21 protein-coding genes are annotated in these 24,288 nt (G+C 61.1%); 16 read left to right on the top strand and 5 right to left on the bottom strand.

Going from position 1 to position 24,288, the window contains the following annotated elements:
* Positions 1–44: 44 nt before the first annotated feature.
* Complete coding sequence (locus AD666_RS23075; protein ID WP_256222839.1) at positions 45–1,274, bottom strand: OprD family porin; 1,230 nt, start codon at positions 1,272–1,274, stop codon at positions 45–47.
* Positions 1,275–1,708: 434 nt separating this feature from the next.
* On the opposite strand from AD666_RS23075, the gene AD666_RS23070 reads away from it, so the two are divergent.
* Both AD666_RS23070 and AD666_RS23065 read left to right on the top strand, forming a co-directional pair.
* Positions 1,709–3,193, top strand: coding sequence for a helix-turn-helix transcriptional regulator (locus AD666_RS23070; RefSeq protein ID WP_053157335.1), 1,485 nt, complete (start codon positions 1,709–1,711; stop codon positions 3,191–3,193).
* Positions 3,194–3,433: 240 nt separating this feature from the next.
* The gene (locus tag AD666_RS23065) at positions 3,434–3,682 is read left to right on the top strand and encodes a DUF1652 domain-containing protein (RefSeq protein WP_053157332.1); all 249 of its coding nucleotides are present in this window, start codon (positions 3,434–3,436) and stop codon (positions 3,680–3,682) included.
* A 3-nt stretch (positions 3,683–3,685) separates the two neighbouring features.
* Here AD666_RS23065 and AD666_RS23060 read toward each other — a convergent pair whose 3' ends face one another.
* Together AD666_RS23060 and AD666_RS23055 are read right to left on the bottom strand one after the other, a co-directional pair.
* Positions 3,686–5,071 (bottom strand): HAMP domain-containing sensor histidine kinase, encoded by a 1,386-nt coding sequence (locus AD666_RS23060; protein ID WP_053157328.1) that lies wholly within the window; start codon positions 5,069–5,071, stop codon positions 3,686–3,688.
* Positions 5,049–5,732 carry a response regulator transcription factor gene (locus AD666_RS23055; RefSeq protein WP_053157325.1) on the bottom strand — a complete coding sequence of 228 codons (684 nt, stop codon included), beginning with the start codon at positions 5,730–5,732 and terminating at the stop codon, positions 5,049–5,051. The genes AD666_RS23060 and AD666_RS23055 overlap by 23 nt, the downstream gene beginning before the upstream one ends.
* Positions 5,733–6,019: 287 nt before the next feature.
* Here AD666_RS23055 and hcnA point away from each other — a divergent pair, with 287 nt between their 5' ends.
* The 3 genes from hcnA to hcnC are packed head-to-tail and all read left to right on the top strand — an operon-like array spanning position 6,020 to position 9,016.
* Positions 6,020–6,343 carry a cyanide-forming glycine dehydrogenase subunit HcnA gene (hcnA, locus tag AD666_RS23050; RefSeq protein WP_053157323.1) on the top strand — a complete coding sequence of 108 codons (324 nt, stop codon included), beginning with the start codon at positions 6,020–6,022 and terminating at the stop codon, positions 6,341–6,343.
* The gene (gene hcnB / locus AD666_RS23045; RefSeq protein ID WP_053157319.1) at positions 6,340–7,749 is read left to right on the top strand and encodes a cyanide-forming glycine dehydrogenase subunit HcnB; all 1,410 of its coding nucleotides are present in this window, start codon (positions 6,340–6,342) and stop codon (positions 7,747–7,749) included. The genes hcnA and hcnB overlap by 4 nt, the downstream gene beginning before the upstream one ends.
* Positions 7,742–9,016, top strand: coding sequence for a cyanide-forming glycine dehydrogenase subunit HcnC (gene hcnC, locus AD666_RS23040; RefSeq protein WP_053157316.1), 1,275 nt, complete (start codon positions 7,742–7,744; stop codon positions 9,014–9,016). Before hcnB ends, hcnC begins: the two co-directional genes overlap by 8 nt.
* 187 nt (positions 9,017–9,203) lie before the next feature.
* Here the strand turns inward: hcnC and AD666_RS23035 are convergent, their stop codons facing one another.
* Together AD666_RS23035 and AD666_RS23030 are read right to left on the bottom strand one after the other, a co-directional pair.
* Positions 9,204–9,815 (bottom strand): glutathione S-transferase, encoded by a 612-nt coding sequence (locus AD666_RS23035; RefSeq protein WP_053157313.1) that lies wholly within the window; start codon positions 9,813–9,815, stop codon positions 9,204–9,206.
* A 32-nt stretch (positions 9,816–9,847) separates the two neighbouring features.
* Complete coding sequence (locus AD666_RS23030) at positions 9,848–10,762, bottom strand: MurR/RpiR family transcriptional regulator (RefSeq protein ID WP_053157310.1); 915 nt, start codon at positions 10,760–10,762, stop codon at positions 9,848–9,850.
* 313 nt (positions 10,763–11,075) lie between these two features.
* On the opposite strand from AD666_RS23030, the gene iolC reads away from it, so the two are divergent.
* The 11 genes from iolC to AD666_RS22980 all read left to right on the top strand — a co-directional run bounded on the left by iolC (position 11,076) and on the right by AD666_RS22980 (position 23,965).
* A complete protein-coding gene (gene iolC, locus AD666_RS23025) occupies positions 11,076–13,013 on the top strand; it encodes a 5-dehydro-2-deoxygluconokinase (RefSeq protein WP_053157308.1) in 1,938 nt (645 codons plus the stop codon).
* A 159-nt stretch (positions 13,014–13,172) separates the two neighbouring features.
* Positions 13,173–14,066: a myo-inosose-2 dehydratase gene (gene iolE, locus AD666_RS23020; protein ID WP_053157304.1), complete on the top strand. Its 894-nt coding sequence runs from the start codon at positions 13,173–13,175 to the stop codon at positions 14,064–14,066.
* On the top strand, positions 14,063–14,872 hold the full coding sequence (gene iolB / locus AD666_RS23015) for a 5-deoxy-glucuronate isomerase (RefSeq protein ID WP_053157302.1): 810 nt from the start codon (positions 14,063–14,065) through the stop codon (positions 14,870–14,872). The genes iolE and iolB overlap by 4 nt, the downstream gene beginning before the upstream one ends.
* Before the next feature lie 39 nt (positions 14,873–14,911).
* The gene (locus tag AD666_RS23010; protein ID WP_053157299.1) at positions 14,912–15,733 is read left to right on the top strand and encodes a TIM barrel protein; all 822 of its coding nucleotides are present in this window, start codon (positions 14,912–14,914) and stop codon (positions 15,731–15,733) included.
* Positions 15,734–15,810: 77 nt separating this feature from the next.
* On the top strand, positions 15,811–17,742 hold the full coding sequence (gene iolD / locus AD666_RS23005; RefSeq protein ID WP_053157296.1) for a 3D-(3,5/4)-trihydroxycyclohexane-1,2-dione acylhydrolase (decyclizing): 1,932 nt from the start codon (positions 15,811–15,813) through the stop codon (positions 17,740–17,742).
* Positions 17,743–17,778: 36 nt separating this feature from the next.
* Positions 17,779–18,789, top strand: a complete 1,011-nt coding sequence (locus AD666_RS23000) for a Gfo/Idh/MocA family protein (RefSeq protein WP_053157293.1) — start codon at positions 17,779–17,781, stop codon at positions 18,787–18,789.
* A 43-nt stretch (positions 18,790–18,832) separates the two neighbouring features.
* A complete protein-coding gene (locus AD666_RS22995; protein ID WP_053157290.1) occupies positions 18,833–19,885 on the top strand; it encodes a Gfo/Idh/MocA family oxidoreductase in 1,053 nt (350 codons plus the stop codon).
* Between the two features lie 138 nt (positions 19,886–20,023).
* Positions 20,024–20,167: a hypothetical protein gene (locus AD666_RS26655; RefSeq protein ID WP_172679662.1), complete on the top strand. Its 144-nt coding sequence runs from the start codon at positions 20,024–20,026 to the stop codon at positions 20,165–20,167.
* 52 nt (positions 20,168–20,219) lie between these two features.
* The gene (locus AD666_RS22990) at positions 20,220–21,146 is read left to right on the top strand and encodes a sugar ABC transporter substrate-binding protein (RefSeq protein WP_053157287.1); all 927 of its coding nucleotides are present in this window, start codon (positions 20,220–20,222) and stop codon (positions 21,144–21,146) included.
* Positions 21,147–21,222: 76 nt separating this feature from the next.
* A complete protein-coding gene (locus AD666_RS22985) occupies positions 21,223–22,785 on the top strand; it encodes a sugar ABC transporter ATP-binding protein (protein WP_053157285.1) in 1,563 nt (520 codons plus the stop codon).
* Positions 22,786–22,942: 157 nt separating this feature from the next.
* The gene (locus tag AD666_RS22980; protein ID WP_042731369.1) at positions 22,943–23,965 is read left to right on the top strand and encodes an ABC transporter permease; all 1,023 of its coding nucleotides are present in this window, start codon (positions 22,943–22,945) and stop codon (positions 23,963–23,965) included.
* The last annotated feature ends 323 nt before the right edge of the window (positions 23,966–24,288 follow it).

Here is a 24,288-nt window from a genome sequence, read left to right as displayed (position 1 = left end):
CGTCATGACCGCGATGTGACAGTCACGACGCCAGCCCTTTTTGCTCAGAGAAGCGAAATCGGATAGCTGATAAAGATGCGGTTCTCATCGAACTCGTTGGTGCTGAAGTCCCGACGTAGTGACGAGTTGCGCCATTTCACGTTGAGGTTCTTCAGCGCGCCGCTCTGCACGGTATAGGCCAGCTCGCTTTCGCGACCCCATTCCTTGCCATCGTCCACCGTGGCGGTGTGCACGTTGTCGCCGCTGATGTAGCGGTTCATCAGGGTCAGGCCCGGCACGCCGACGGCGGCGAAGTTGAAGTCGTGGCGCACCTGCCAGGATTTTTCCTTGGCGTTGTCGTAGCTGGAGTTGTAGCTGTCGTTGGCCAGGGTGCCGCCGCTGGTGCCGTTGACGCGCATCCAGGCATCGTCGCCACCGACTTTCTGCAGGCCGACGTAGAAGGTGTTGCCACCGTATTTGGCCGAGAGCATGGCGAAGGCGGTTTTGTTATCCAGGTCACCGGCCAGCGCGCTGCCGTTTTCCTTGCCGATGAAGTAGCCAAGGTTGGCGCCCAGGGTCCAGTCGCCCATGGGCTGGCTGTGGGTCAGATTGAAATATTGCTGTTGATAGATGTCGGACAGTTCCGCGTACCAGACGCCGACCTGGGTGCGTTTCTCGTTGAAGGCGTATTCGCCGCCGCCGAAGTTGAAGCGGTCGGAGGTGGCGGCCGGACGGCCATTCATGAACATGTCTTCCATGCTCGCGTCGTTGCGCGGGCTGTTGCCGCGGAACTGACCGCCATACAGACTCAGGCCGCTGATTTCGGTGGAGGTGATCTGGCCGCCGCGGAAGGTCTGCGGCAGGGAGCGCCCATCGTCGGAACGCAGGATCGGCAGTACCGGCATCCATTCGCCGACCTTCAGTTCGGTCTTCGACACCTTGGCCTTGAGGGCGACGCCCAGGCGACCGAAGTCATCGGCCGGGCGGCCGTCATCGTGCACTGGCAGCAACTGAGTGCCGGCCGTGCCTTTACCACCGTCGAGCTTGATCGAGTACAGGCCCAGCACGTCCACGCCGAAACCCACCGTGCCCTGGGTGAAACCGGACTTGGCGTCGAGGATGAAACTCTGGGTCCATTCCTCGGCCTTGCCCTGGGCATTGTTCGGGTTGGTGAAGTTGCGGTTGAAGTAAGCGTTGCGCAAGTTCAGCGTAGCTTTGGCATCATCGACGAAGCCTTCGGCCTGGGCGGTCAGGGGCAGCAATGCAGCCAGACTGCTGCAACCGAGAAGGGTCAGCGCGGGGGTGGATTTGAAGAAAGTACGGTGGTGTGGACGGTTGACGGGCGAAAAACGGACACGTGTACTCACTATGGCGCTCCCTTACTTTTTTGTTGTTTTTATTTGTCATACGTCGTCGTACAACATGGGCGAGATTATTTGTGGCCGGTGACTCGTTGTCAACTGGCCATTATTTGATTTTCAAACGAATAGCTACGTCGGGTAGCGGGAGGCTACCCGAGTGCCGTGAGGGAGGGGCTCGGTAAAGCCGCTGCGCTTAGGCCATCCGGTACGGTGGACAAGAAACTATTGCTTTTAAGTTATGCGATGACCGGTCTAATACATTAGTCGAAGGTCACTTTGGAACACCGCGTCCGATGTTCTCCGCAGGGAACGCGTCGCTGGCAGGTAGGGTCGTAACCACCATGCGTTGCTGATCACATGGAGACCCAATGAACCAAGAAGTCCCCAACGCCGATACCAATCGTCGTCAGTTGTTGCAGATCATCGCCGGGCTGTCGGACGGAGTGATGCTGATCGGCGTCGACCAGACGATTGCCTGGGCCAATGAGGCCGCTTTGACTATGCACGGGGTCAAGGAACTCGATGAACTGGGTGGCAATGCCAAGGAGTACGCCCGGCGCTTCGCCTTGCGCTACCGCAACAACCACCCGCTTCCCGAGGACAACTATCCCATCGCCCGGGTGGCGCGTGGCGATGAGTTCAGCGACGTGCTGGTTGAAGTCACGCCCGAGGCCGAGCCGGATCGCACCTGGGTCCACCGCATCCGCAGCATGGTCCTGAACGACCGTGGCGGCGAGCCGGAATATCTGGTGCTGATCCTCAGCGATGCCACCGATTGGGCCAGTGCCGAACAACGTTTCGAAAAAACCTTTGCTGCCAATCCGGCACCGGCGGTGATCTGCCGCCTCAGTGACCTGCGCTATATCAAGGTCAACCAGGGCTTCCTGGAGATGACCGGCTACAGTCGTGACCAGGTGATCGGTCGTTCCGTGTACGAATTGGACGTGCTCGAAGCCGCGGAAAAACGTGACCTGGCCATCGAGCGCCTGGGGCAGGGCGCGACCATCCCGCAAATGCAGGCTGAACTGAGGCTGCCCGACGGCGGCAGCAAGCAGGTGATCGTCGCCGGCCAGCCATTGGACTTGCAGGACGAGAACTGCATGTTGTTTTCCTTCATGGATATGGAGCCGCGCCGCAAGGCCGAGACTGCGTTACGCCAGAGCGAAGAACGCTTCGCCAAATCATTCCGTCTGTCCCCGGTGCCTACCCTGGTATGCAGCGCTGAACAACAGTTGTTGGAAATCAACGAGGCATTTCTACGGACCACCGGTTACGCCAGTGAGGAGTTGCTGGGCAAGACCGTGGAGGAAATCGGCTTTATCGACAACGAAGCCAGCGCCACGCTGTTTGCCAGGCTGGAAGACGCCGCTGCCGTGTCGAGGCTCGATGTCAAGGTGCAGAAGAAGGGCGGTGAACTCATCGATTGTGAAGTGGCCGCCGATACGGTGCAGATCCAGGACAAGCCCTGCTACCTGCTGGTGCTGATGAATATCACCGAACGCAAGCGCTCGGAGTTGGAACTGGTGTCAGCCATTGAAGAGGTCATGAAGGACGCCTCCTGGTTCAGTCGGACCCTGATTGAAAAACTGGCGAATGTGAAAAGCATTAACGCACCGGTACCCAGCGTATCGTTCACCGAACTGACGGCTCGGGAGCGTGATGTGCTGGGGTTGATCTGCCAGGGCCTGGCCGATAAGGAAATCGCCTCGCGCTTGAGATTGGCGCCCAATACCGTACGTAATCATGTGGCGACGCTATATTCGAAGCTGGACGTCCACAGCCGCAGCGAGGCGATCGTCTGGGCGCGGGAGCGTGGTCTGTTTGCCAATGAATGGCGGATGAAGGCGCCATGATAGCCAGTGCAAATGCACCGGTTGCGCTGGTGCAAATACGGGTTTTACCGGTGCACCGGGTTCCTTAGGCTGTTCTGCGTGCGACGTCGCGGGTGACGTCGCGTCCCTACGAAACAGTCAAGGAATACGCACATGTGCAACAAGCCAATCAAAAGCGGGATCGACAGGACGTCCAAGGGGGGCGGAAGGCCAGTTCTGTATACCGTTCTGTCACGCCTCCAGGCCTGAAGGGTGCAGCGCATGACTCATCTGGCTCCCTTGCGCCTGCGCCTTGAAGAAAACTTTTCGCCACTGGCCTGTGAATGCAGTCTCAATGGCGACGGCACGCTCACCGTACGCCTTTACCACCGGGAAAGCGGTGAAGTCGACCTGGTGGTGAGTGGGATGAGTGTCGATAGCGTCCGATCGGAAGAGAGCATTGCAAAGCTCATCGACGAGTTGCGTTATGAGTTGGAGAACACTCCGCTGCATCGCGGCGATCCCGCCTGATCGTTACAGCAGCGTAGCCCGGCAATCGAGTGCCAACCGCGCTCCGCCCTGTTCGCTGCTGTTCACCTCCAGTGTAAACCCATGCAAATTGACAATCGCCGCGACGATGGACAGGCCCAGGCCGAACCCACCGTGCTGGCTGCTGCCCTCGGCACGGTAGAAACGACGGAACACCGCCTGGCGCTCCGCCTCCGGGATACCGGGGCCGGAGTCGAGTACCTCGATGAGGGTACTGTCGCCCTGGTCGACACCGCGCAGGATCACCACACCTCCTGGCGGTGTGAACTTGATGGAGTTGCTCAGCAGGTTCGATACGGCTTCGAACAGCAACGCTCGGTCACCATTGAGCAGGGGCAGGCTGTCGGGCACCTCTAGACTGAAGGCCAACTCCCGCTCTTCGGCCACGGGCAAATAGAAATCGTGTAGTTCCTGCAATAGTTGCAAGGGATCGAGGCGTACGAATCCCGAGCGGCGCTGCTGGTCTTCCAGTTCGGAGATGCGCAGCAGCCCGCGAAACCGAGCCATCAGGGTATCGGTCTCGGCAATCACCTGATCCATCTGCATGGCTTCGGGTGAGCCTTCCTCGGCTTCCTGCTGTATGCGATAAAGCTGGGCGCGCAGACGGGTGAGCGGCGTGCGCAGATCATGGGCGATGTTGTCGCATACACCCTTGACCTCATTCATCAGGCGCTCGATGCGATCGAGCATGGCATTGACGATCGCCGCCAGCATGTCCAGTTCATCGCGTCGGCTCGACAGCGGAAGACGATGGGTGAGGTCGCCCGCCACGATGGCCTCGGCACTGGCTTGCAGCTTGCGGATACGCTGCAGCGGTCGGCGCCGCAACAGATGCCAGCCGGCGAGACCCGGCAGGATGGTCAGCGAGACCCCCCATAGCAGCGCACGCAGAATGATGTGCGTGACCGCGAAGAGCGAACCGTTGTCCCGCGCCAACACTAGCCAGCGCCCGTCCTGGGTCCGGGTCGCCACTGCGTCGCAACTGTCGGAAGGCACGTCCGGAGCATCGTAGTCGCCACAGCTGCCCAGCATGTGGATCTTGCCATCGAGGGGGAGGTCGACGGGAATCCGCTGGATCGGCCCGCTCAGATGCCGCAATTGCGGATCGAACAGGCCATAGGCATCGACCCCGCGCTCGTCCAGGGTCAGGCTGGCCATGAGTGCATCTTCCAGCTGATCGGCTCGGATATGGGCGAACAGATGCTGACGCTGCATCATGGAATGTCGGGCCAGGCTGTCGAGGTAGCCGAACACTTCGTAGTACATCACCCCCATCAGCAAGGCGCTCCATATCACGAACAGCGCACTGTACAGCGCCAGCAGGCGACTGCTGGAGGAGCGCCAGCCCTTAGCGGGGTTCAGCAATGACATAGCCGGAACCTCGAACCGTGCGAATCAGGGGTTCCAGGCCCGGTGGGTCGATTTTCTTGCGCAGACGGCCGATGTGGACATCGATCAGATTGGTGCCGGGATCGAAGTGATAACCCCAGACTTCTTCGAAAATCATCATGCGCGACAGGATCTGCCCGCTGTTGCGCATCAGGAATTCCAACAGCTTGTATTCGGTGGGCAACAGGCTGAGCAACTGCCCGTTGCGACTGGCTTCGCGGCTGATCAGGTTCAGCTCCAGATCGGCCACTCGCAACGCGGTTTCTGTCTCCTGGGCGCTATTGCTACGGCGCAGCAATACTTCGACACGGGCAGCCATCTCGTCGGTGGCGAAGGGTTTGGTCAGGTAGTCGTCACCGCCGGCCCGCAGGCCACGTACCCGCTCATCCACATCGGACAGGGCACTGATCATGAGAATGGGCGTCGCCACGCCCATGTCGCGCAACGTAGTGACGATGACCAGGCCGTCGAGCTCGGGCAGCATGCGGTCAAGGGTAATCAGGTCGTAGTCGCCGCTTACCGCACGCTCCAGACCCTCGCGGCCGTTGTCGACCCAATCGACACTCAGGCCGTTGCGGGTCAGCTCGGCGACGATTTCACGGGCGGTCACGGCGTCGTCTTCGATGGTCAGGATGCGGTTCATGGGCGATACCAGGTTGGAAATTGATGCCATTGCGCAGCATTCTGCCAAATATTACCTGTCGGCTTTCTGAAAAAAAGTTCATCGAGCCGGCAAGCGGTTTCACTGGCCTGGGTCAACACTTGGTCACAAATAATCCATAACATGATTTTCGCCCGCACTATCATGTTGCATCGGTTGCCCTGCTTTGGCGCGTTGATCCAGGCACCGACGCACACCGGTGATGGTGTGCTGCAAGGAGCGGAGACCTCACGGGTCCTTCAATGAAAACATCAAGGAAGAGCAGCATCATGCAGCCTCAAGACCCTCTACGTCGAAAATTCGATATCCAGCCGTTGGCAAGGGCCGACATGACGGTGTGCCTGGATGGGCGGACCGTCGACGCCGCCCATGGCGAAACCGTTCTCACGGTCATCCAGTCCCTGGGCCAGCGCCAGGTGGCTCGCAACGACCATCATCAGATCAGCGGCGCATATTGCGGCATGGGTGTGTGCCAGTGCTGCCTGGTCAAGATCGACGGGCGCCACAAGCGCCGCGCCTGCCAGACCCGGGTGCGTCCCGGCATGCAGATCGAAACCCGGACCAACCGCATTGCCGAAACGGAGGCGCCATGAGTCTCGATCCCGTGATCGTTGGCGGTGGACCGGCGGGAATGGCCGCGGCCATCGAGCTGGCCGCCCATGGAGTGCGCTGCACCTTGCTCGAAGAGGCGCCGCGCCTGGGTGGCGTGGTGTACCGTGGGCCGTTGCGCGACGGCGTGAGCCTGGACTACCTGGGGCCACGCTATAGCGAAGCCTTGGGTAAACTCCATGGCGAGTTCCATCGGTATGCCGGTCTGATCGACGTCCGGCTCGAGAGCCGGGTCATTGGCACCGAAGGGGTTCGGGCGCTGATGCTGCTGGATGCCGAAGAGCGGGTACGGGAGATCACCTATTCCCACCTGGTGCTGGCGGCCGGTTGCCATGAGCGCAGTGTGCCGTTTCCCGGCTGGACACTCCCCGGGGTGATGCTGCTGGGGGGGCTGCAGCTGCAGATCAAGAGTGGTGTAGTCAAGCCGCCAAGCCCCGTGGTGATCGCGGGCACCGGCCCGTTGCTGCCGCTGGTGGCCTGTCAGCTGCATGCGGCGGGCGTGGCGGTGGCCGGCGTCTACGAGGCATGTGCATTTGGCAGGATCGCCAGGGAAAGCCTGGCCCTGCTGAACAAGCCACAGCTGTTTCTCGACGGCTTGAGCATGCTGGGATACCTCAAGCTGCACCGTATTGCCGTGCATTATGGCTGGGGCGTGGTGCGGGCCGATGGTGAGGATGAATTGAGCTGCGTCACCGTCGCTCCCTATTCCAGCGACTGGGAGCCCGACCTGACCCGTGCCGAACAGGTACCGGCCCAGACACTGGCGGTCGGCTACGGCTTCATTCCGCGCACCCAGTTGAGCCAGCAGATGGGCCTGGAGCATGGCTTCAGCGACGACGGCTATCTGAGGGCGGTGTCCGACGCCTGGCAACAGAGCAGCGAGGCCCATATCCACCTGGCCGGCGACATGGGCGGGATCCGTGGCGGTGAAGCCGCCATGCTGAGCGGACGCATCGCCGCCCTGTCGATTCTGATGCAGGGCAACGTGATCGATTCCCGCGTCGCCCTCGAACGCCGCGAGCGATACCAGGCGCAGTTGGACCGTATCGTTCGTTTCCGCGCCGCCGTGGATCGTTATACCCGCCGCGGTGCGGGGCAGACCGCATTGCCCTCCGCCGATACGGTGATCTGCCGTTGCGAGCATGCGACCCGTGCCGATATCGATCGGGCGTTGGAGCAGGGCGTGCAAGACATGGCCAGCCTGAAAATGCGCACCCGCGTGAGCATGGGCGACTGCCAGGGGCGGATGTGCGTCGGTTATTGCAGCGACCGGCTGCGCGAAGCCACCGGTCGCGCGGATGTCGGTTGGCTGCGACCGCGCTTTCCCATCGATCCTGTCCCTTTTTCCGCATTCGTCAATGTAGGCCAGGAGGGCGTACAGCATGATTGAGCATCAGTACCTCAAGGAATATGACGTCGTCATCGCCGGCGGCGGTGTAATCGGGGCTTCCTGCGCCTATCAGTTGTCCAAGCGCAAGGAGCTGAAAATCGCCCTGATCGATGCCAAGCGTCCGGGCAATGCCACCCGGGCATCCGCCGGAGGCCTGTGGGCCATCGGCGAATCCGTGGGGCTGGGTTGCGGGGTGATTTTCTTTCGCATGATGTCGGCCAATCGCAAGCGTAAGGCCCAGGGCGCCGCCGTGGCGGTGGACGCCAGTACGCCGCACATCCTGCCCCAGTCGTTCTTCGACTTCGCCTTGCAGTCCAACGCGATGTACCCCCAGCTGCACAGGGAACTGATCGACAATCACGGCATGGATTTCAAGTTCGAGCAGACCGGGCTCAAATTCGTGATCTATGACGACGAGGACCGCTTGTACGCCGAACATATCGTCGCCTGTATTCCCCATCTGGCCGATCAAGTGCGCTGGCTGGACCAGGCCGCCCTGCGCGAGGCCGAACCGAGTGTCAGTCATGAGGCGAGGGGAGCGTTGGAGTTCCTGTGCGACCATCAGGTCAGTCCGTTCCGCCTGGCGGATGCCTATACCGAAGGTGCCCGGCAGAACGGCGTCGACATGTTCTTCAATACCAATGTCACCGAGGTTCTGCGCAAGGGGGCGCGGGTCACGGGGGTGAAAACCGCCGAGGCGGGCACTTTCGGCTGCAGGACGCTGATCAACGCCGCCGGCGCCTGGGCGGCAGACCTGAGCGAGCAGGCTACTGGCGTGCGGATTCCGGTCAAACCGGTCAAAGGCCAGATCCTGCTGACCGAACGCATGCCGAAAATTCTCAACGGCTGCCTGACCACCAGCGACTGCTATGTGGCGCAGAAAGACAACGGCGAAATCCTGATCGGCAGCACCACCGAGGACAAAGGCTTCGACGTGACCACCACCTACCCGGAGATCGAAGGGCTGGTGCAGGGAGCCGTGCGATGCATCCCGCAACTGGCCGACATCAATCTCAAGCGGACCTGGGCCGGTTTGCGTTCTGGCTCTCCCGATGAGTTGCCGATCCTGGGGCCGATGCGAGGCGTGGAGGGATACCTCAATGCCTGCGGACATTTCCGCACCGGCATCCTGACCTCGGCGATCACCGGGGTGCTGCTGGACAAACTGGTGAACAACGAGCCATTACCGCTGGACATCACCCCGTTCCTGGCGGATCGGTTCGAGGTGGTGCCGGCTGACGAACCGAAGGAAATGGCGTTGGCCTGAGCGGTCCCGGGATTTGGGGTGATTACACCTTCTGGGGCATTCGAACACCTGTGGGAGCAAGGCTTGCCCGCGATAGCGGCGGTGCGGACAACAACACCGCCAACTGATCCACCGCTATCGCGGGCAAGCCTTGCTCCCACAGGGAGACTATGGTGAATACAGGTTTGCGGTCATCCTGAAACAAACGCTACTCCATCGGCGTACTGACAAACGCTTCCAGCCCCTCGGCATACGCCGTGAACGCACTGATCAACGGGAAGGGCTTGCCCTGCACCTGGTCAGGTACCACAAGATTTGTGAAGCTCCAGGCCACTGCTACGGTAATGCCGGCTTGATCGATCGAGCCATCGCAGGCCAGGGGTTGTTTCTGTAGTTCCTGCTCCAGCGCGGTATAGGCCGCCAGTAGTTGGCCTTGAACCCGTTCGAGCCACGGCGCGTGTTGAATGTCCGCCGGCCGCAGAGTGCGTTCGTAGTAGATCTGTACCGATTTTTCGCACGCCGCGAGTGCCAGTCCGATCAGGCGAAGTGACTGTGTCCGTTGCCCGAGATCGTTCGGCATCAGGCTTTTGCCCGGTGCGGCCAGCGCCTCCAGATAGTCGATGATCAACGTCGAATCCATCAGGACCGTGCCATCGTCGAGCACCATTGTGGGCGCCTTGACCACCGGGTTGATGCTGTGGAACTGCTCGAAATGCCTGAACACCGAAACCGACGCGTGTTCGAGAGAAATACCCAGGCATTTGGCGGAAATGGCGACGCGTCGCACATAAGGCGAGTCCAGCATACCGATCAGTTTCATGGCTTTTCCTTCAGCAATTAATGAAGCGCAGATTAATCCTCGAATCCTGCTTGCTCATGGATCTCATCGACCTTGAGCTCCAGTCGGTAGGCCACGGCGATGAACAGAGCCTGGCACAGGCAAAGGGTGGCGCTCAGCGAACGGAAGGCGAACGAGCTGCCTTCGTTGACCAGCAACACCGTGTTGGCCCGTTTTGCCAGGGGGGACAGGTTGCTGTCGGTGATGATCAGCGTCTTGGCCTGATAATGCTGGGCGATACGCAGGCAGTGTTGGGTTTCCTTGCCATAGGGCGTAAAGCTGATGGCGATCACCAGGTCGTTGGCCCGTACGCTGCGCATTTGCTCGCGATAACTGCCCCCCAGCCCGGACACCAGGTGAATGCGTTTGTTGGTGTGTTGCAGGTTGTAGACCAGATAATCGGCCACCGCAAAAGACCGCCGTACGCCCACGACATAAATGTTGTCGGCATTGACCACCAGGTCCACGGCCTTGTCGAACGCCTGGTCATCCAGTTCAAGCCCCAGTCGTTCGATGCCCGATAGCGTGGCGCTGATGCATTCACGTGCCAGGTCGCCGCCGCTGGCTTTTTGCGACTTGTTGGCGATCATGCTGCGGATGCGCTGTTGGTAGTTCTGTACCGGAGTGGCCTTGTGGGTGTAGGCCTCGCGGAACAACGCCTGCATTTCACTGAAACCGCTGAACCCGAAGCGTTGGGAAAAGCGCACGATGGCCGAGGGGTGCACTTCGCACTCGCGGGCAATGTCACTGATGCGGTCGACCATGATCCGGTCGCTCTGCTGGCTCATGTAGCTGGCGATGCGTTTGAGTTGGCGCGGCAGGCTTTCGTATTCTTCGGTGATCAGTTGCAACAGACGCTCGGCGTTGATCGGTGGGCTTGAGGGGGCGGACGCGCGCTCGGACGGCTCCGTCAGATCGGGGCGGGTCATAGGAAATCCTTCTGGCTTGTTCTTGTAGGGCGGTCCGGTAACAGGCCGGCCCTCGGCAACGGGTTGGCTGGTTGCAGTCTACAGCGTAGGCGCACGGAAAATAATGAGCGCGGCGAGTCACGTTACGTGCTGAAACGATGCACTGCGTCCGACCCGGTTCGTCGCGCAGTGTATTGGAAAAAATATTCCACATAAAAAATTTATAGAATATTTGTTGATCCAAGCCCGTGGCTCGTTTTAGTCTGCATTCACCAAATGCGTTGGCGCCGCTCTCGGCAGCGATCGCAGGCTGATAAAAATAACAGGAGCCAGCATGGGCCAGACTCGTTTTGCCAGTGGGCGTCAATTGGATGTGATTTGTCTGGGACGCCTGGGTGTCGACCTGTACGCGCAGCAAGTCGGGGCGCGGCTGGAAGATGTCTCAAGCTTCGCCAAATACCTGGGCGGGTCTTCGGCCAACATCGCGTTCGGCACCGCTCGGCTCGGGCTCAGGTCAGCCATGCTGAGCCGCGTGGGGGACGACCACATGGGCCGCTTCCTGGTGGAGTCCCTGGCACGTGAGGGCTGCGATGTCAGCGGCATCAAGGTCGACCCAGAACGTCTCACCGCCATGGTCCTGCTGGGTATCAAGGACCGCGAAACCTTTCCCCTGGTGTTCTATCGGGAAAACTGCGCCGACATGGCGCTGCGCGCCGAAGACATTGACGAAGCCTTCATCGCCTCCAGCAAATCCCTGTTGATCACCGGCACTCATTTCTCGACCGAAAGCGTCTACAAGGCCAGCATCCAGGCGCTGGACCATGCTGAAAAACACAACGTCAAACGCATCCTGGACATCGACTATCGGCCAGTGCTTTGGGGGCTGACCGGCAAGGCCGATGGGCAAACCCGTTTCGTCGCCGACCAGACCGTCAGCCGCCATGTGCAAGGCATCCTGTCGCGTTTCGACCTGATCGTCGGCACCGAAGAAGAATTCCTGATTGCCGGTGGCAGCACGGACCTGCTGGCAGCACTGCGCACCGTACGGTCTCTGACGACCGCGACCCTGGTGGTCAAGCTCGGCCCGCAGGGATGTACGGTGATCCATGGTGCCATCCCGGATCGACTGGAAGACGGTGCGATTTATCCGGGGGTCCGGGTAGAAGTCTTGAACGTCCTGGGCGCGGGTGACGCGTTCATGTCGGGCTTTCTCGCCGGTTGGCTGGAGGACGCTGACGATGCGCGCTGCTGCCAACTGGCCAACGCCTGCGGGGGCCTGGTGGTGTCGCGCCATGCCTGTGCCCCGGCAATGCCGACCCGGGCCGAGCTCGATTACCTGTTCAACAGTCCGGTGCCGATCACGCGGCCGGACCAGGACGTTGCGTTGCAGCGCTTGCATCAGGTCAGCGTGCCTCGCAAAACCTGGAAGCAGCTGTTCATCTTCGCCTTCGACCATCGCGGTCAACTGGTGGAGCTGGCTCAAAAGGGTGATCGGGACCTGAGCAGCATCGGCGAACTCAAGCAACTGTTCATCCAGGCGGTGGAGCGGGTCGAAGCCGATCTGCGACACCAGGGCATCGAGGCCGATGTCGGGTTGTTGGCCGACCAGCGTTTCGGCCAGGACTCGCTCAATGCCGCCACCGGCCGCGGCTGGTGGGTGGCGCGACCGGTGGAGGTGCAGGGGTCGCGACCGTTGGCGTTCGAGCATGGGCGTTCCATTGGCAGCAACCTGATCGCCTGGCCTGTCGAGCAGATCATCAAGTGCCTGGTGCAGTACCACCCCGACGACGAACCGCTGCTGCGCCTGGAGCAGGAGGCCCAGTTGATGGGGCTGTACAAGGCATCCCAGGTCAGCGGCCATGAATTGCTGCTGGAGGTCATTCCACCCAAGGATCATCCATCACAGCACCCGGATGTGCTGTATCGGGCCATCAAGCGCCTCTATAACCTGGGTATCTTCCCGGCCTGGTGGAAAATCGAAGCCCAGACCGCGCAGGAGTGGAAGCAGCTCGATGAGTTGATCCAGCAACGTGACCCGTACTGCCGAGGCGTGGTCTTGCTGGGCCTCAATGCCCCGGCGGCGGCACTGGCAGAAGGTTTTCGCCAGGCCAGCCAGAGCACGACGTGCCGGGGTTTTGCGGTCGGACGCACGATTTTCCAGGAACCGAGCCGGGCTTGGCTCGCCGGGGAAATCGATGACGAAACGCTGATCGGGCAGGTGCAGGGCACTTTTGTGGAGTTGATCGATGCGTGGCGTGCGGCCCGGGCGTGACAGCCTATGACATTCAGATGTGGGAGCGGGCTTGCTCGCGAAGACGGCGGTACCAGTCAACTTCGATACCGCCTGACACACCGCTTTCGCGAGCAAGCCCTCTCCCACAAGGACTCAGCGTCGTTTTACTGATCTGTAAAAACAATAAAAGGTGCAGCCATGCCCGCTATTCGAATTGGCATCAACCCGATTTCCTGGAGCAATGACGACTTGCCATCGTTGGGTGGCGAGACGCCCCTGAGCACGGCGCTGAGCGAAGGCAAGGCCATCGGCTATGAAGGTTTCGAACTCAACGGCAAGTTTCCCAAGGACGCCAAGGGTGTCGGCGATGTGCTGCGGCCCTACGACCTTGCCCTCGTTTCCGGCTGGTATTCCAGTCGTCTGGCCCGGCGTTCGGCGGCTGAGGAAATCGATGCCATCGCCAGCCATGTCGAGTTGCTGGCGCAGAACGGGGCGACCGTGCTGGTGTACGGCGAGGTCGCCGATTCCATTCAGGGCCAGCGGATTGCTCTGGTCGAGCGGCCGCGTTTTCACACCGACGAAGCCTGGCAGACCTACGCCGACAAATTGACCGAACTGGCCCGCTTCACGTTGTCCCGAGGCGTGCGCCTGGCGTATCACCACCACATGGGGGCCTATGTGGAATCGCCCTCGGACATTGACAAACTCATGGCCCTGACCGGTAGCGAAGTCGGCCTGCTGTTCGATTCGGGCCACTGCTACATGGGGGGCGGCGAGCCCTTGCAGGTGTTGCGCAAGCACATCGAGCGAGTCTGCCATGTGCACTTCAAGGACGTGCGCAAACCGGTGGTGCAACTGGCGCGCAACAATCTCTGGAGTTTCCCGGACTGCATCATCAACGGCACCTTCACCGTGCCGGGGGATGGCGATATCGACTTCGCCGCGTTGCTGGACGTCCTGCTGGCCGCTGATTATCAGGGCTGGCTGGTGGTGGAGGCCGAACAGGATCCCGCCGTCGCACCGAGCTATGTCTACGCCAAGAAAGGCTACGACACCCTGCGTGCCTTGCTGCAAGAGAGGGCGATGGCATGAGCTTGTTGATCAAGAGCCAATCCGGCGGTCGGACCCTGGTCGAACTGCCCCGTGGAGAGCTGGAATACGTCGGATTTTGCGCCTACCGCCTGAGTCTCGGTGAAAACCTGTCGGTGGCGGCCGGTGACAAGGAGCTGTGCCTGGTGCTGCTCAGCGGTCGCATCCGCCTCAAGGGGGAGGCGCCGGGGCAGGGAGCTTTCGATTGGGACAACCTTGGTGATCGCCAGTCGGTGTTCGAGGACAAATCGCCGTACGCCGCTTACCTTCCGCCCGGCAGCCAGGCCCAGGTAACCGCCTTGAGCGACGTGCAACTGGCGGTGTGCGCGGCGCCGGGCTCCAGTGAAAACGAATACGGCCCGCGGCTGATCCGCCCGGACAGCATGAAGCGCAGCGTGCGGGGCAAGGGCGCCAACACCCGATACATCTGCGATATTTTGCCGGACAGCGAGCCCGCCCATTCGCTGCTGGTCGTGGAGGTGCGCACCCCGTCGGGCCATTCCTCAAGCTATCCGCCCCACAAGCACGACACCGACGACCTGCCGCACCAGAGCTTCCTGGAAGAAACCTATTATCACCAGGTCAACCCGTCCCAGGGTTTCGTGTTCCAGCGGGTCTACACCGACGATCGCAGCATCGACCAGGCCATGGCCGTGGAGAACAACGATCTGGTAGTGGTTCCCAAGGGCTATCACCCGGTCAGCGTGCCCTATGGGTACGAGTCCTATTACCTGAACGTCATGGCCGGACCGAAGCGCGTCTGGCAGTTCCATAACGACCCGCAGCACAGTTGGCTGCTGGACCTCTGATGCTCCATAGCCTGTTGCAACAATGCCGGAGGAATAACAATGAACAAGCCCCTGCGTTTTGCCCTGAACCGAATGGTTGCCCCACGCTTGCCACTGCCCGATTTCATCGACCTGGCCCTGGCCTTGAAAACCGATGCCATCGAAATCCGCAACGACCTCAAAGGCGTGGAAATCGAGAACGGCATGCCGCCCGCTCGCGTGCGCGAATTGTGCGGGGCCCGGGGCATCAAGGTGTTGTCGATCAACGCCCTGTACCCCTTCGATGTGTGGAACGAAGACCGCAGGGCCCAGGCCGTGAGGCTGGCCGACTACGCCCGCGAATGCGGTGCCGAGGCCGTGGTGATGTGTCCGCTCAACGATCGTGCCGATCCCCGCAGCGAGGCCGAGCGCGCGGCGGGGCTGCGTACGGCGCTCAGTGAACTGGCGCCTGTTCTGCGGGCCTTTGGTGTCTATGGTTTCATCGAGCCCCTGGGTTTCGAGGAGTGCTCGCTACGGCTCAAGCGCACAGCGGTGGACACCATCGAGGCCATCGGTGGGCTGGATGTGTTCCGCCTGGTGCATGACACCTTTCACCATCACTTGGCGGGCGAGCGGGAGCTCTTTCCCGAACTGACCGGGCTGGTGCACATCTCCGGCGTCGAAGATGCCCAGGCGCCCCTGGCAACGATTCGCGACGGCCATCGGGTGCTGGTGGGCGAGGGCGACATCCTGGGTAATGCCCAGCAGATCGAGGCGTTGCGGGCCGGTGGGTATGAAGGCTACTTGTCCTTCGAACCGTTCGCCGAGAGCGTTCATGAACTGGCCGATATTCGCCAGGCGCTGGGGGCGAGTATGAGTCACCTGCAGAACCTGCAGGCATGACACCACTATCAAGATGAGGGAACGGCCCCGTGGGATTCAGCCAGCAGCCAGATTTGCATTCCAGACAAGGTGCACGCATGTCCACAACACGACTGACCATGGCCCAGGCCCTGGTGAAATTCCTCGATAACCAGTACGTCGAGGTCGATGGGGTCCAGAGCAAGTTTATCGCTGGGGTCTTCACCATTTTCGGCCACGGCAATGTGCTGGGCCTGGGACAGGCGCTGGAGCAGGACAGCGGCGACCTGTTGGTGCATCAGGGCCGCAACGAGCAGGGCATGGCCCACGCGGCCATCGGTTTCGCCAAGCAGCACCTGCGCCGCAAGATTTACGCCTGTACTTCATCGGTCGGCCCTGGCGCGGCGAACATGCTGACTGCCGCGGCCACCGCGACGGCCAATCGCATCCCCTTGCTGCTGTTGCCCGGCGATGTCTACGCCAGCCGCCAGCCGGACCCGGTGCTGCAACAGATCGAGCAATTCCATGACCTGAGCATCAGCACCAACGACGCATTCAAGGCGGTGAGCAAATACTGGGACCGCATCAACCGTCCCGAGCAACTGATGACCGCCGCGATCCATGCCATGCGCGTGCTCACCGATCCGGCCGAAACCGGCGCGGTGACCCTGGCGCTGCCCCAGGATGTGCAAGCCGAAGCCTACGATTACCCGGATTACTTCTTGCAAAAACGCGTGCATCGCATCGACCGACGTCCGGCCACCGAAGCGATGCTCGGTGATGCCCTGGCGTTGCTCAAGGGCAAGCGTCGGCCCTTGATCATCTGTGGAGGCGGCGTGCGTTACTCCGGTGCCAATGCTGCGCTGCAAGCCTTTGCCGAGCGTTTTGACATTCCGTTCGCCGAAACCCAGGCCGGCAAGAGCGCGGTGGTGTCCAGCCATCCGCTTAACGTGGGCGGCGTCGGCGAAACCGGTTGTCTGGCGGCGAACCGGCTGGCCAAGGAAGCGGACCTGATCATCGGTATCGGCACCCGTTACAGCGATTTCACCACCGGTTCCAAGTGGCTGTTCCAGCATCCGGATGTGCAGTTTCTCAATCTGAATATCAGCCCGTGCGATGCTTTGAAACTGGACGGCGTGCAACTGCTGGCCGACGCCCGAGCGGGCCTGGAGGCGCTGTCCGCCGCGCTGGGCGACTACCGTGCCGAATGGGGCGGGGGGATCGCCGATGCCAAGGCGCAATTGGATGCCGAGGTGGATCGGGTCTTCCAGGCGGATTATCAAATCCAGGATTTCATTCCGGAAATCAACGACGGCATGGACCCGGCGGTGTTCCGTGAGTTCATCGAGCTCACCGGCTCATGCCTGACCCAGAGCCGCGTGCTGGGTACCCTCAATGAAGTCCTGGCCGATGATGCGATCATCGTCGCCGCCGCCGGTAGCTTGCCCGGCGACTTGCAACGTAGCTGGCGCAGCAAGGGCGTGAACACCTATCACCTGGAGTACGGTTATTCGTGCATGGGCTATGAGGTGAACGCAGCGTTGGGCGTGAAGCTCGCCGAGCCCGACAAAGAGGTCTATGCGTTAGTGGGCGATGGCTCCTACATGATGTTGCACTCGGAGCTGGCGACCTCGATCCAGGAGCGACGCAAGATCAATGTGGTGCTGCTGGATAACATGGCATTCGGCTGCATCAACAACCTGCAGATGGGCAACGGCATGGACAGCTTCGGCACCGAGTTCCGCTTCCGCAACCCGGACAGCGGCAAGCTGGATGGCGCTTTCGTACCGGTGGATTTCGCCATGAGCGCGGCGGCCTACGGTTGCAAGACCTACAAGGTGAAAAATCTGGAAGAACTGTACGCGGCCCTGGCCGATGCGCGGCTGCAAACGGTCTCGACCCTGATCGACATCAAGGTGCTGCCCAAAACCATGATCCACGGCTATCTGTCGTGGTGGCGGGTCGGCGTGGCACAAGTCTCCACCAGCGCTCGCACCGATGCCGCCGCTAAAACCCTGAACGAAAGACTGGCACAGGCCCGTCAGTATTGATTGCCCCCACCGAACAACACGAACAAGGAGTTGCACATGTCTTTGAAGCTGGGCGTCATTGGCACCGGGGCCATTGGCCAGGACCATATCCGTCGTTGCAGCCAGGCGTTGCTCCACAGCCAGGTGGTAGCAGTGACCGATATCAACCTCGCTCAGGCGGCGAAGGTGGTGGCCGATCTGAACCTGACGGCCGAGGTGTATCCCGACGGCCACGCCTTGATCAAGGCGCCAGAGGTGGAGGCGATTCTGGTTACGTCCTGGGGGCCGAGCCACGAGGCGTTCGTGCTGGCGGCGATCGCCGCCGGCAAACCGGTGTTCTGTGAAAAACCCCTGGCGGTTACGGCCGAAGGCTGCCGTCGGATCGTCGAGGCTGAGGTGGCTCACGGCAAGCGGCTGGTGCAGGTCGGCTTCATGCGCCCGTACGATGAAGGCTACCGGGCGCTCAAATCAGTGATCGACAGCGGCCAGATCGGCGAACCGTTGATGCTGCATTGTGCCCACCGCAATCCCCGCGTAGGGGAAAACTACAAGACCGACATGGCGATCACCGACACCTTGATCCATGAACTGGACGTGTTGCGTTGGCTGCTGGCCGATGACTACGTGTCGGTACAAGTGGTGTTCCCGCGCAAGAGCAGCAAGGCCCTGACTCATCTGCGGGACCCGCAGATCGTCTTGCTGGAAACCACCAGGGGCACGCGCATCGACGTCGAGGTGTTCGTCAACTGCCAGTACGGCTATGACATCCAATGCGAAGTGGTGGGGGAAACCGGCATCGCCAAGCTGCCGGAGCCTCCCCAGGTCCAACTGCGCAGCGGTGCCAAGCTGTCCAACGCCATCCTGATGGACTGGAAGGATCGGTTCATCGCTGCCTATGACGTCGAGTTGCAGGCCTTCATCGACGGCGTGCGCGCCGGTCAGGTAGGCGGCCCGTCGGCCTGGGATGGCTTTGCCGCGGCGGTGGCGGCCGATGCCTGCATTGAAGCACAGCAGAGCGGGCAAATAGTCAGGATCGAGCTGCCTGAACGCCCGCGGTTCTACGACTAGCCCACAGGGGGTGTGTTCATTCAGTGAGTCATAAGGAGCTTGCATGCGAATCGGACTAGTGGGCTACGGCAAGGGCGGGCGGTTTTTTCATGCGCCGCTGATCAGCAGTTTGCCGGGGACGACGTTCGTGGGCGTGGTGACCCGGTCCGTCGAGCGGCGCCGGCAATTGGCGGCGGAGCATCCGGGCGCAAAGGCGTTTGACACACTGGAACAATTGGTGGGGGCCGGCGTCGATGCGGTGGTGGTGTCTACCCCTTTGGACGGGCGCCCGGCTGTGGTGATGGAGGCCATCGAACGTGGCGTCGCGGTGGTCAGCGACAAGCCGTTCGCCGCCGATGCCCTGCAAGCCCAGGCCCTCGTCGTGGCGGCCGAGCGGAACAATGTTCCGTTGAGTGTGTACCAGAATCGCCGCTGGGACTCGGACTTCCTGACCGTGCGCAAGCTCCTGGATTCCGGGGTGTTGGGGCAGATCAGTCGATTCGAGTCCAGCGTCGAGCGCTATTCGCCCGCGTCGGTCGGTAAGGGCAGCGGTGGCGGATTCCTTCGCGATCTGGGCAGCCATTTGGTGGATCAGGCGCTGCAACTGTTCGGACCGGTGGTGCGGGTTTACGGCGAGCTGGAGTACCGTGAACCCGGCCAGGTGTTTGACAACGGCTTCTTCATGTCATTGGTCCACGTCAGCGGTGTGGTGTCCCACTTGAGCGGCAGCTGCGTGCAGAACGCACCGCGCCCGCGATTTCGGGTCAGCGGCAGCGAGGGCTGCTATACCGTCGAAGGTCTCGACGGGCAGGAGGCCCAGGCGTTGGCCGGGTTGAGCCCGGCGACGGAAGGTGAACGCTGGGGCGCTGAGGAACATCGGCGTTGGGGCTGGTTCGAACATGGCACCGAGCGTGAGCGAGTGGCGTCGGAGCGGGGTTGCTGGATCGAGTTCTACCGTCGCCTGCAAACCGCATTGCAAGGCGCCGGCCCGCTGCCAGTCGAGGCTCGTGATGCTTTGGCGACCACCCGAATCCTCGACGCCACCCGACAGAGCGCCGAACAGGGCCAGGTGGTGGTGTTGTCCGCACCGGTCGGTCATGGAATGAAAAACGAATAAAATTCTAAAACAAGTTGATATGGAAAAAATTTTCCAATAGAGTCATTTCCAGGTTACCGACATCCTTTTCCTTCCCGTGCCAGCTTGCATCCACGGTAAGGAATTAAACAAAAACAAGAAACACTGCAGGTACCGTCGATGAAAACCTTCAGCCGTTTTACCTTTCAGTTGTTCCGCCTGTCCGCGATCCTTCCTCTGTTCGAGTCCCTGTGCATCCAACGCAAGGGTGCCGTGGTGTGTTGCATGCCCGGCGCGCCCATCGTGTGCTTGCCCCGTTCCTGAACCGCCACGCCTTATCCATAAAAACCAACAAGAATGTGGAGAAAGACCGTTCATGAAGACCAAGACCCGTATCGCCTCGCTGGCCCTGTCGTTGATGCTTGCCAGCGGCGCAGCCCTGGCGGACCTCAAGATCGGCGTCAGCATGTCCCAGTTCGATGACACCTGGCTGACCTACCTGCGCGAATCCATGGACAAGAAGGCCAAATCCATGCCGGATGGTGTCACGCTGCAATTCGAGGACGCCCGCAGCGACGTGGTCAAGCAACTGAGTCAGGTGGAAAGCTTCGTCAGCCAGAAGGTCGACGCCATCATCGTCAACCCAGTGGACACCGCCGCCACTGCGCGCATAACCAAGGCTGCCGTGGCCGCCGGTATTCCGCTGGTCTACGTCAACCGCCGGCCAGATGACCTGAAACTGCCCGCAGGCGTGGTGACCGTTGCCTCCGATGACCTGGAAGCCGGCCGGATGCAGATGCAATACCTGGCCGACAAGATGGGCGGCAAGGGCGATATCGTGATTCTGCTGGGCGACCTGGCTAATAACTCCACCACCAACCGCACCAAGGGCGTCAAGGAGGTGCTGGCCAAGTACCCCGACATCAAGATCGAGCAGGAGCAGACCGGCACCTGGTTGCGGGATAAGGGCATGACCCTGGTCAACGACTGGCTGACCCAGGGACGTGAGTTCCAGGCTGTGGTCGCTAATAACGATGAGATGGCGATTGGTGCGGCCATGGCCCTCAAACAGGCGGGCACCCAGAAGGGCAGTGTGTTGATCGCTGGTGTTGACGGCACACCGGACGGCCTGAATGCGATCAAGAAGGGCGACATGACCGTCTCGGTGTTTCAGGATGCCAAGGGCCAGGCCGACGGCTCGATCGATACAGCGGTGAAAATGGTCAAGAAGCAGCCGGTGGAGCCGGCCGTCTGGGTGCCGTATCGCTTGATCACGCCGGAGAACGTCGAGCAGTTCAAGTAACGTCCACGCCCAGGCCCAATCACAATAATCAGCAGGCAAGGTCGCCACGCCGATCTTGCCGAGGGAGTACCTGATCATGTTCGCCTCAGCGACTGCTTCGAGCGCCCCGGCACCGATAGCCCGACCGGACGCATCACCCGACGAGCCGTACCTGTTGGAAGTTGTGAATGTCAGCAAAGGCTTTCCCGGCGTGGTGGCCCTGTCCGACGTGCAATTGCGGGTGCGTCCCGGCTCCGTGCTGGCCTTGATGGGGGAAAACGGCGCGGGTAAATCCACCCTGATGAAGATCATCGCCGGTATTTACCAGCCGGATGCCGGCGAGTTGCGCCTGCGGGGTAAGCCGGTGTCGTTCGACACGCCCCTGGCCGCGTTGCAGGCCGGCATCGCGATGATCCACCAGGAACTGAATCTCATGCCCCACATGAGCATCGCCGAGAACATCTGGATCGGTCGCGAGCAGCTCAATGGCCTGCACATGATCGATCACAGGGAAATGCATCGCTGCACTGCCAGGCTGCTGGAGCGCCTGCGCATCAACCTCGACCCCGAGGAACAGGTGGGCAACCTGAGCATTGCCGAGCGGCAGATGGTGGAAATTGCCAAGGCCGTGTCCTACGACTCCGACATTCTGATCATGGACGAACCGACCTCAGCCATCACCGAAACGGAAGTCGCCCATTTGTTCTCGATCATTGCCGACCTCAAGGCCCAGGGTAAGGGCATCATCTACATCACCCACAAGATGAATGAAGTGTTCGCCATCGCCGATGAAGTGGCGGTGTTCCGCGATGGCGCGTACATCGGCCTGCAACGGGCCGACAGTATGGACGGCGACAGCCTGATCTCGATGATGGTCGGGCGTGAACTGAGCCAACTGTTTCCGGAGCGGGAAAAACCCATCGGCGAGCGCTTGTTGTCGGTGCGCGACCTGAGCCTGGAAGGTGTTTTCAAGGACGTGTCCTTCGATTTGCACGCCGGGGAAATCCTGGGGATCGCCGGGTTGATGGGGTCGGGTCGGACCAACGTGGCCGAGGCGATCTTCGGTGTGACGCCCGCTACCGGTGGTGAAATCCTGCTCGACGGCCAACCGGTGCGCATTACTGACCCGCACATGGCTATCGAGAAAGGGTTCGCGCTGTTGACCGAGGACCGCAAACTCAGCGGCCTGTTCCCGTGCCTGTCGGTGCTGGAAAACATGGAAATGGCGGTGTTGCCTCATTACGTCGGCAACGGCTTCATCCAACAGAAGGCCTTGCGCGCCCTGTGCGAGGACATGTGCAAAAAGTTGAGGGTCAAGACGCCCTCGCTGGAGCAATGCATCGATACCCTCTCCGGCGGCAACCAGCAGAAGGCGCTGCTGGCCCGCTGGCTGATGACCAACCCACGCATTCTGATCCTCGATGAGCCGACCCGCGGCATCGATGTCGGCGCCAAGGCCGAGATCTATCGGCTCATTGCCTACCTCGCCAGCGAGGGCATGGCGGTCATCATGATTTCTTCGGAGTTGCCCGAGGTGCTGGGCATGAGCGATCGGGTGCTGGTCATGCACGAAGGCGATCAGATGGGCATCCTCGACCGTGACGAAGCGACCCAGGAGCGGGTCATGCAACTGGCCTCGGGTTTGTCCGTGGTCCATTAGGCTTTGTACAAAAAGTGCCTGCGCAACGGTCATGCTGCGTTGAAAACAGCTCGCCTTGCCTGATCGCCGCTCGGCGACTTTTCGTACAAACCCTCGCGATCAAACGAATCGACAGCGATCCCCGCGCCGTCGACACGCAATAAAAAGGTGAGTGGCTATGAACGCGATACTGGAGAACAAACCTGCGGCGGCACCGGCCAGGACGCGCCGGCGGTTGCCGACGGAGCTGAGTATCTTCCTGGTGCTGATCGGCATCGGCCTGGTGTTCGAACTGTTTGGCTGGATCATGCGCGACCAGAGCTTCCTGATGAATTCCCAGCGCCTGGTATTGATGATCCTGCAAGTGTCGATCATCGGCCTGCTGGCCATCGGCGTGACCCAGGTCATTATCACCACGGGTATCGACCTGTCGTCCGGCTCGGTGCTGGCGCTGTCGGCGATGATCGCCGCCAGCCTTGCCCAGACGTCGGACTTTGCCCGGGCGGTGTTTCCTTCCCTGACCGATCTGCCGGCCTGGATTCCGGTTGTGGCGGGGTTGGGCGTCGGGTTGCTGGCTGGCGCAATCAACGGCAGCATCATCGCGATCACCGGCATTCCACCTTTTATCGCCACCCTTGGCATGATGGTCTCGGCCCGCGGGCTGGCGCGTTACTACACCGAAGGCCAACCGGTGAGCATGCTGTCGGATTCCTACACTGCCATCGGCCATGGCGCCATGCCGGTGATCATCTTTCTGGTGGTGGCGGTGATCTTTCACATTGCCCTGCGCTACACCAAGTACGGTAAATACACCTACGCCATCGGCGGCAACATGCAGGCGGCGCGGACTTCGGGGATCAACGTCAAGCGTCACCTGGTAATCGTCTACAGCATTGCCGGGCTGCTGGCGGGGTTGGCCGGTGTGGTCGCCTCGGCTCGGGCCGCCACAGGACAGGCTGGCATGGGCATGTCCTATGAGCTGGATGCGATTGCCGCGGCGGTTATCGGCGGCACCAGTCTGGCGGGTGGGGTGGGGCGTATCACCGGTACGGTGATCGGGGCGCTGATCCTGGGCGTCATGGCCAGCGGCTTCACTTTCGTCGGTGTCGATGCCTACATCCAGGACATCATCAAGGGTCTGATCATTGTCGTGGCGGTGGTGATCGACCAGTACCGCAACAAACGCAAACTCAAGCGCTGATCCCCGAAGGGTTGCGACAAAGCGCCACGCCTGACCCGCGTGGCGTTGCCATTTGTCTTCTTAATACAGCCACGGCACCGAATTTCTTGTTATAAACGCACTCCGATGATCGCCAGACGTCTGTCAGACGGTTTTTAAAGGGGTTGTCGGACATTTTCCCTATGTTTTCAGTTGCTGAGGCCTCCACTCGGCCTTAGACTGCCGCCCCTCGTAAATTGAGTGCCGGGTGGCGCTGCAATAAACGGCGCCTTTCCCGATGAGCGTGGCAGCTTGGGCTTTGCATGAAAAGTCGCGGGACGCTCCATAATTCGCCTTAATGCACG

Source organism: Pseudomonas sp. Pf153 (assembly GCF_001269775.1).
Taxonomy (GTDB): domain Bacteria; phylum Pseudomonadota; class Gammaproteobacteria; order Pseudomonadales; family Pseudomonadaceae; genus Aquipseudomonas; species Aquipseudomonas uvaldensis.
This window is presented reverse-complemented; position numbering and strand designations above follow the sequence as displayed.

Coding starts and splice junctions, on each gene's coding strand:
- AD666_RS23010 (WP_053157299.1), top strand. CDS start 14,912: ATGAACAAGCCCCTGCGTTTTGCCCTGAACCGAATGGTTGCCCCACGC.
- iolE (WP_053157304.1), top strand. CDS start 13,173: ATGCCCGCTATTCGAATTGGCATCAACCCGATTTCCTGGAGCAATGAC.
- AD666_RS23055 (WP_053157325.1), bottom strand. CDS start 5,732: ATGAACCGCATCCTGACCATCGAAGACGACGCCGTGACCGCCCGTGAA.
- AD666_RS23035 (WP_053157313.1), bottom strand. CDS start 9,815: ATGAAACTGATCGGTATGCTGGACTCGCCTTATGTGCGACGCGTCGCC.
- AD666_RS23070 (WP_053157335.1), top strand. CDS start 1,709: ATGAACCAAGAAGTCCCCAACGCCGATACCAATCGTCGTCAGTTGTTG.
- hcnB (WP_053157319.1), top strand. CDS start 6,340: ATGAGTCTCGATCCCGTGATCGTTGGCGGTGGACCGGCGGGAATGGCC.
- AD666_RS22995 (WP_053157290.1), top strand. CDS start 18,833: ATGCGAATCGGACTAGTGGGCTACGGCAAGGGCGGGCGGTTTTTTCAT.
- AD666_RS22990 (WP_053157287.1), top strand. CDS start 20,220: ATGAAGACCAAGACCCGTATCGCCTCGCTGGCCCTGTCGTTGATGCTT.
- iolC (WP_053157308.1), top strand. CDS start 11,076: ATGGGCCAGACTCGTTTTGCCAGTGGGCGTCAATTGGATGTGATTTGT.
- hcnC (WP_053157316.1), top strand. CDS start 7,742: ATGATTGAGCATCAGTACCTCAAGGAATATGACGTCGTCATCGCCGGC.
- iolB (WP_053157302.1), top strand. CDS start 14,063: ATGAGCTTGTTGATCAAGAGCCAATCCGGCGGTCGGACCCTGGTCGAA.
- AD666_RS23060 (WP_053157328.1), bottom strand. CDS start 5,071: ATGTCATTGCTGAACCCCGCTAAGGGCTGGCGCTCCTCCAGCAGTCGC.
- hcnA (WP_053157323.1), top strand. CDS start 6,020: ATGCAGCCTCAAGACCCTCTACGTCGAAAATTCGATATCCAGCCGTTG.
- AD666_RS26655 (WP_172679662.1), top strand. CDS start 20,024: ATGAAAACCTTCAGCCGTTTTACCTTTCAGTTGTTCCGCCTGTCCGCG.
- iolD (WP_053157296.1), top strand. CDS start 15,811: ATGTCCACAACACGACTGACCATGGCCCAGGCCCTGGTGAAATTCCTC.
- AD666_RS22980 (WP_042731369.1), top strand. CDS start 22,943: ATGAACGCGATACTGGAGAACAAACCTGCGGCGGCACCGGCCAGGACG.
- AD666_RS23000 (WP_053157293.1), top strand. CDS start 17,779: ATGTCTTTGAAGCTGGGCGTCATTGGCACCGGGGCCATTGGCCAGGAC.
- AD666_RS22985 (WP_053157285.1), top strand. CDS start 21,223: ATGTTCGCCTCAGCGACTGCTTCGAGCGCCCCGGCACCGATAGCCCGA.
- AD666_RS23065 (WP_053157332.1), top strand. CDS start 3,434: ATGACTCATCTGGCTCCCTTGCGCCTGCGCCTTGAAGAAAACTTTTCG.
- AD666_RS23030 (WP_053157310.1), bottom strand. CDS start 10,762: ATGACCCGCCCCGATCTGACGGAGCCGTCCGAGCGCGCGTCCGCCCCC.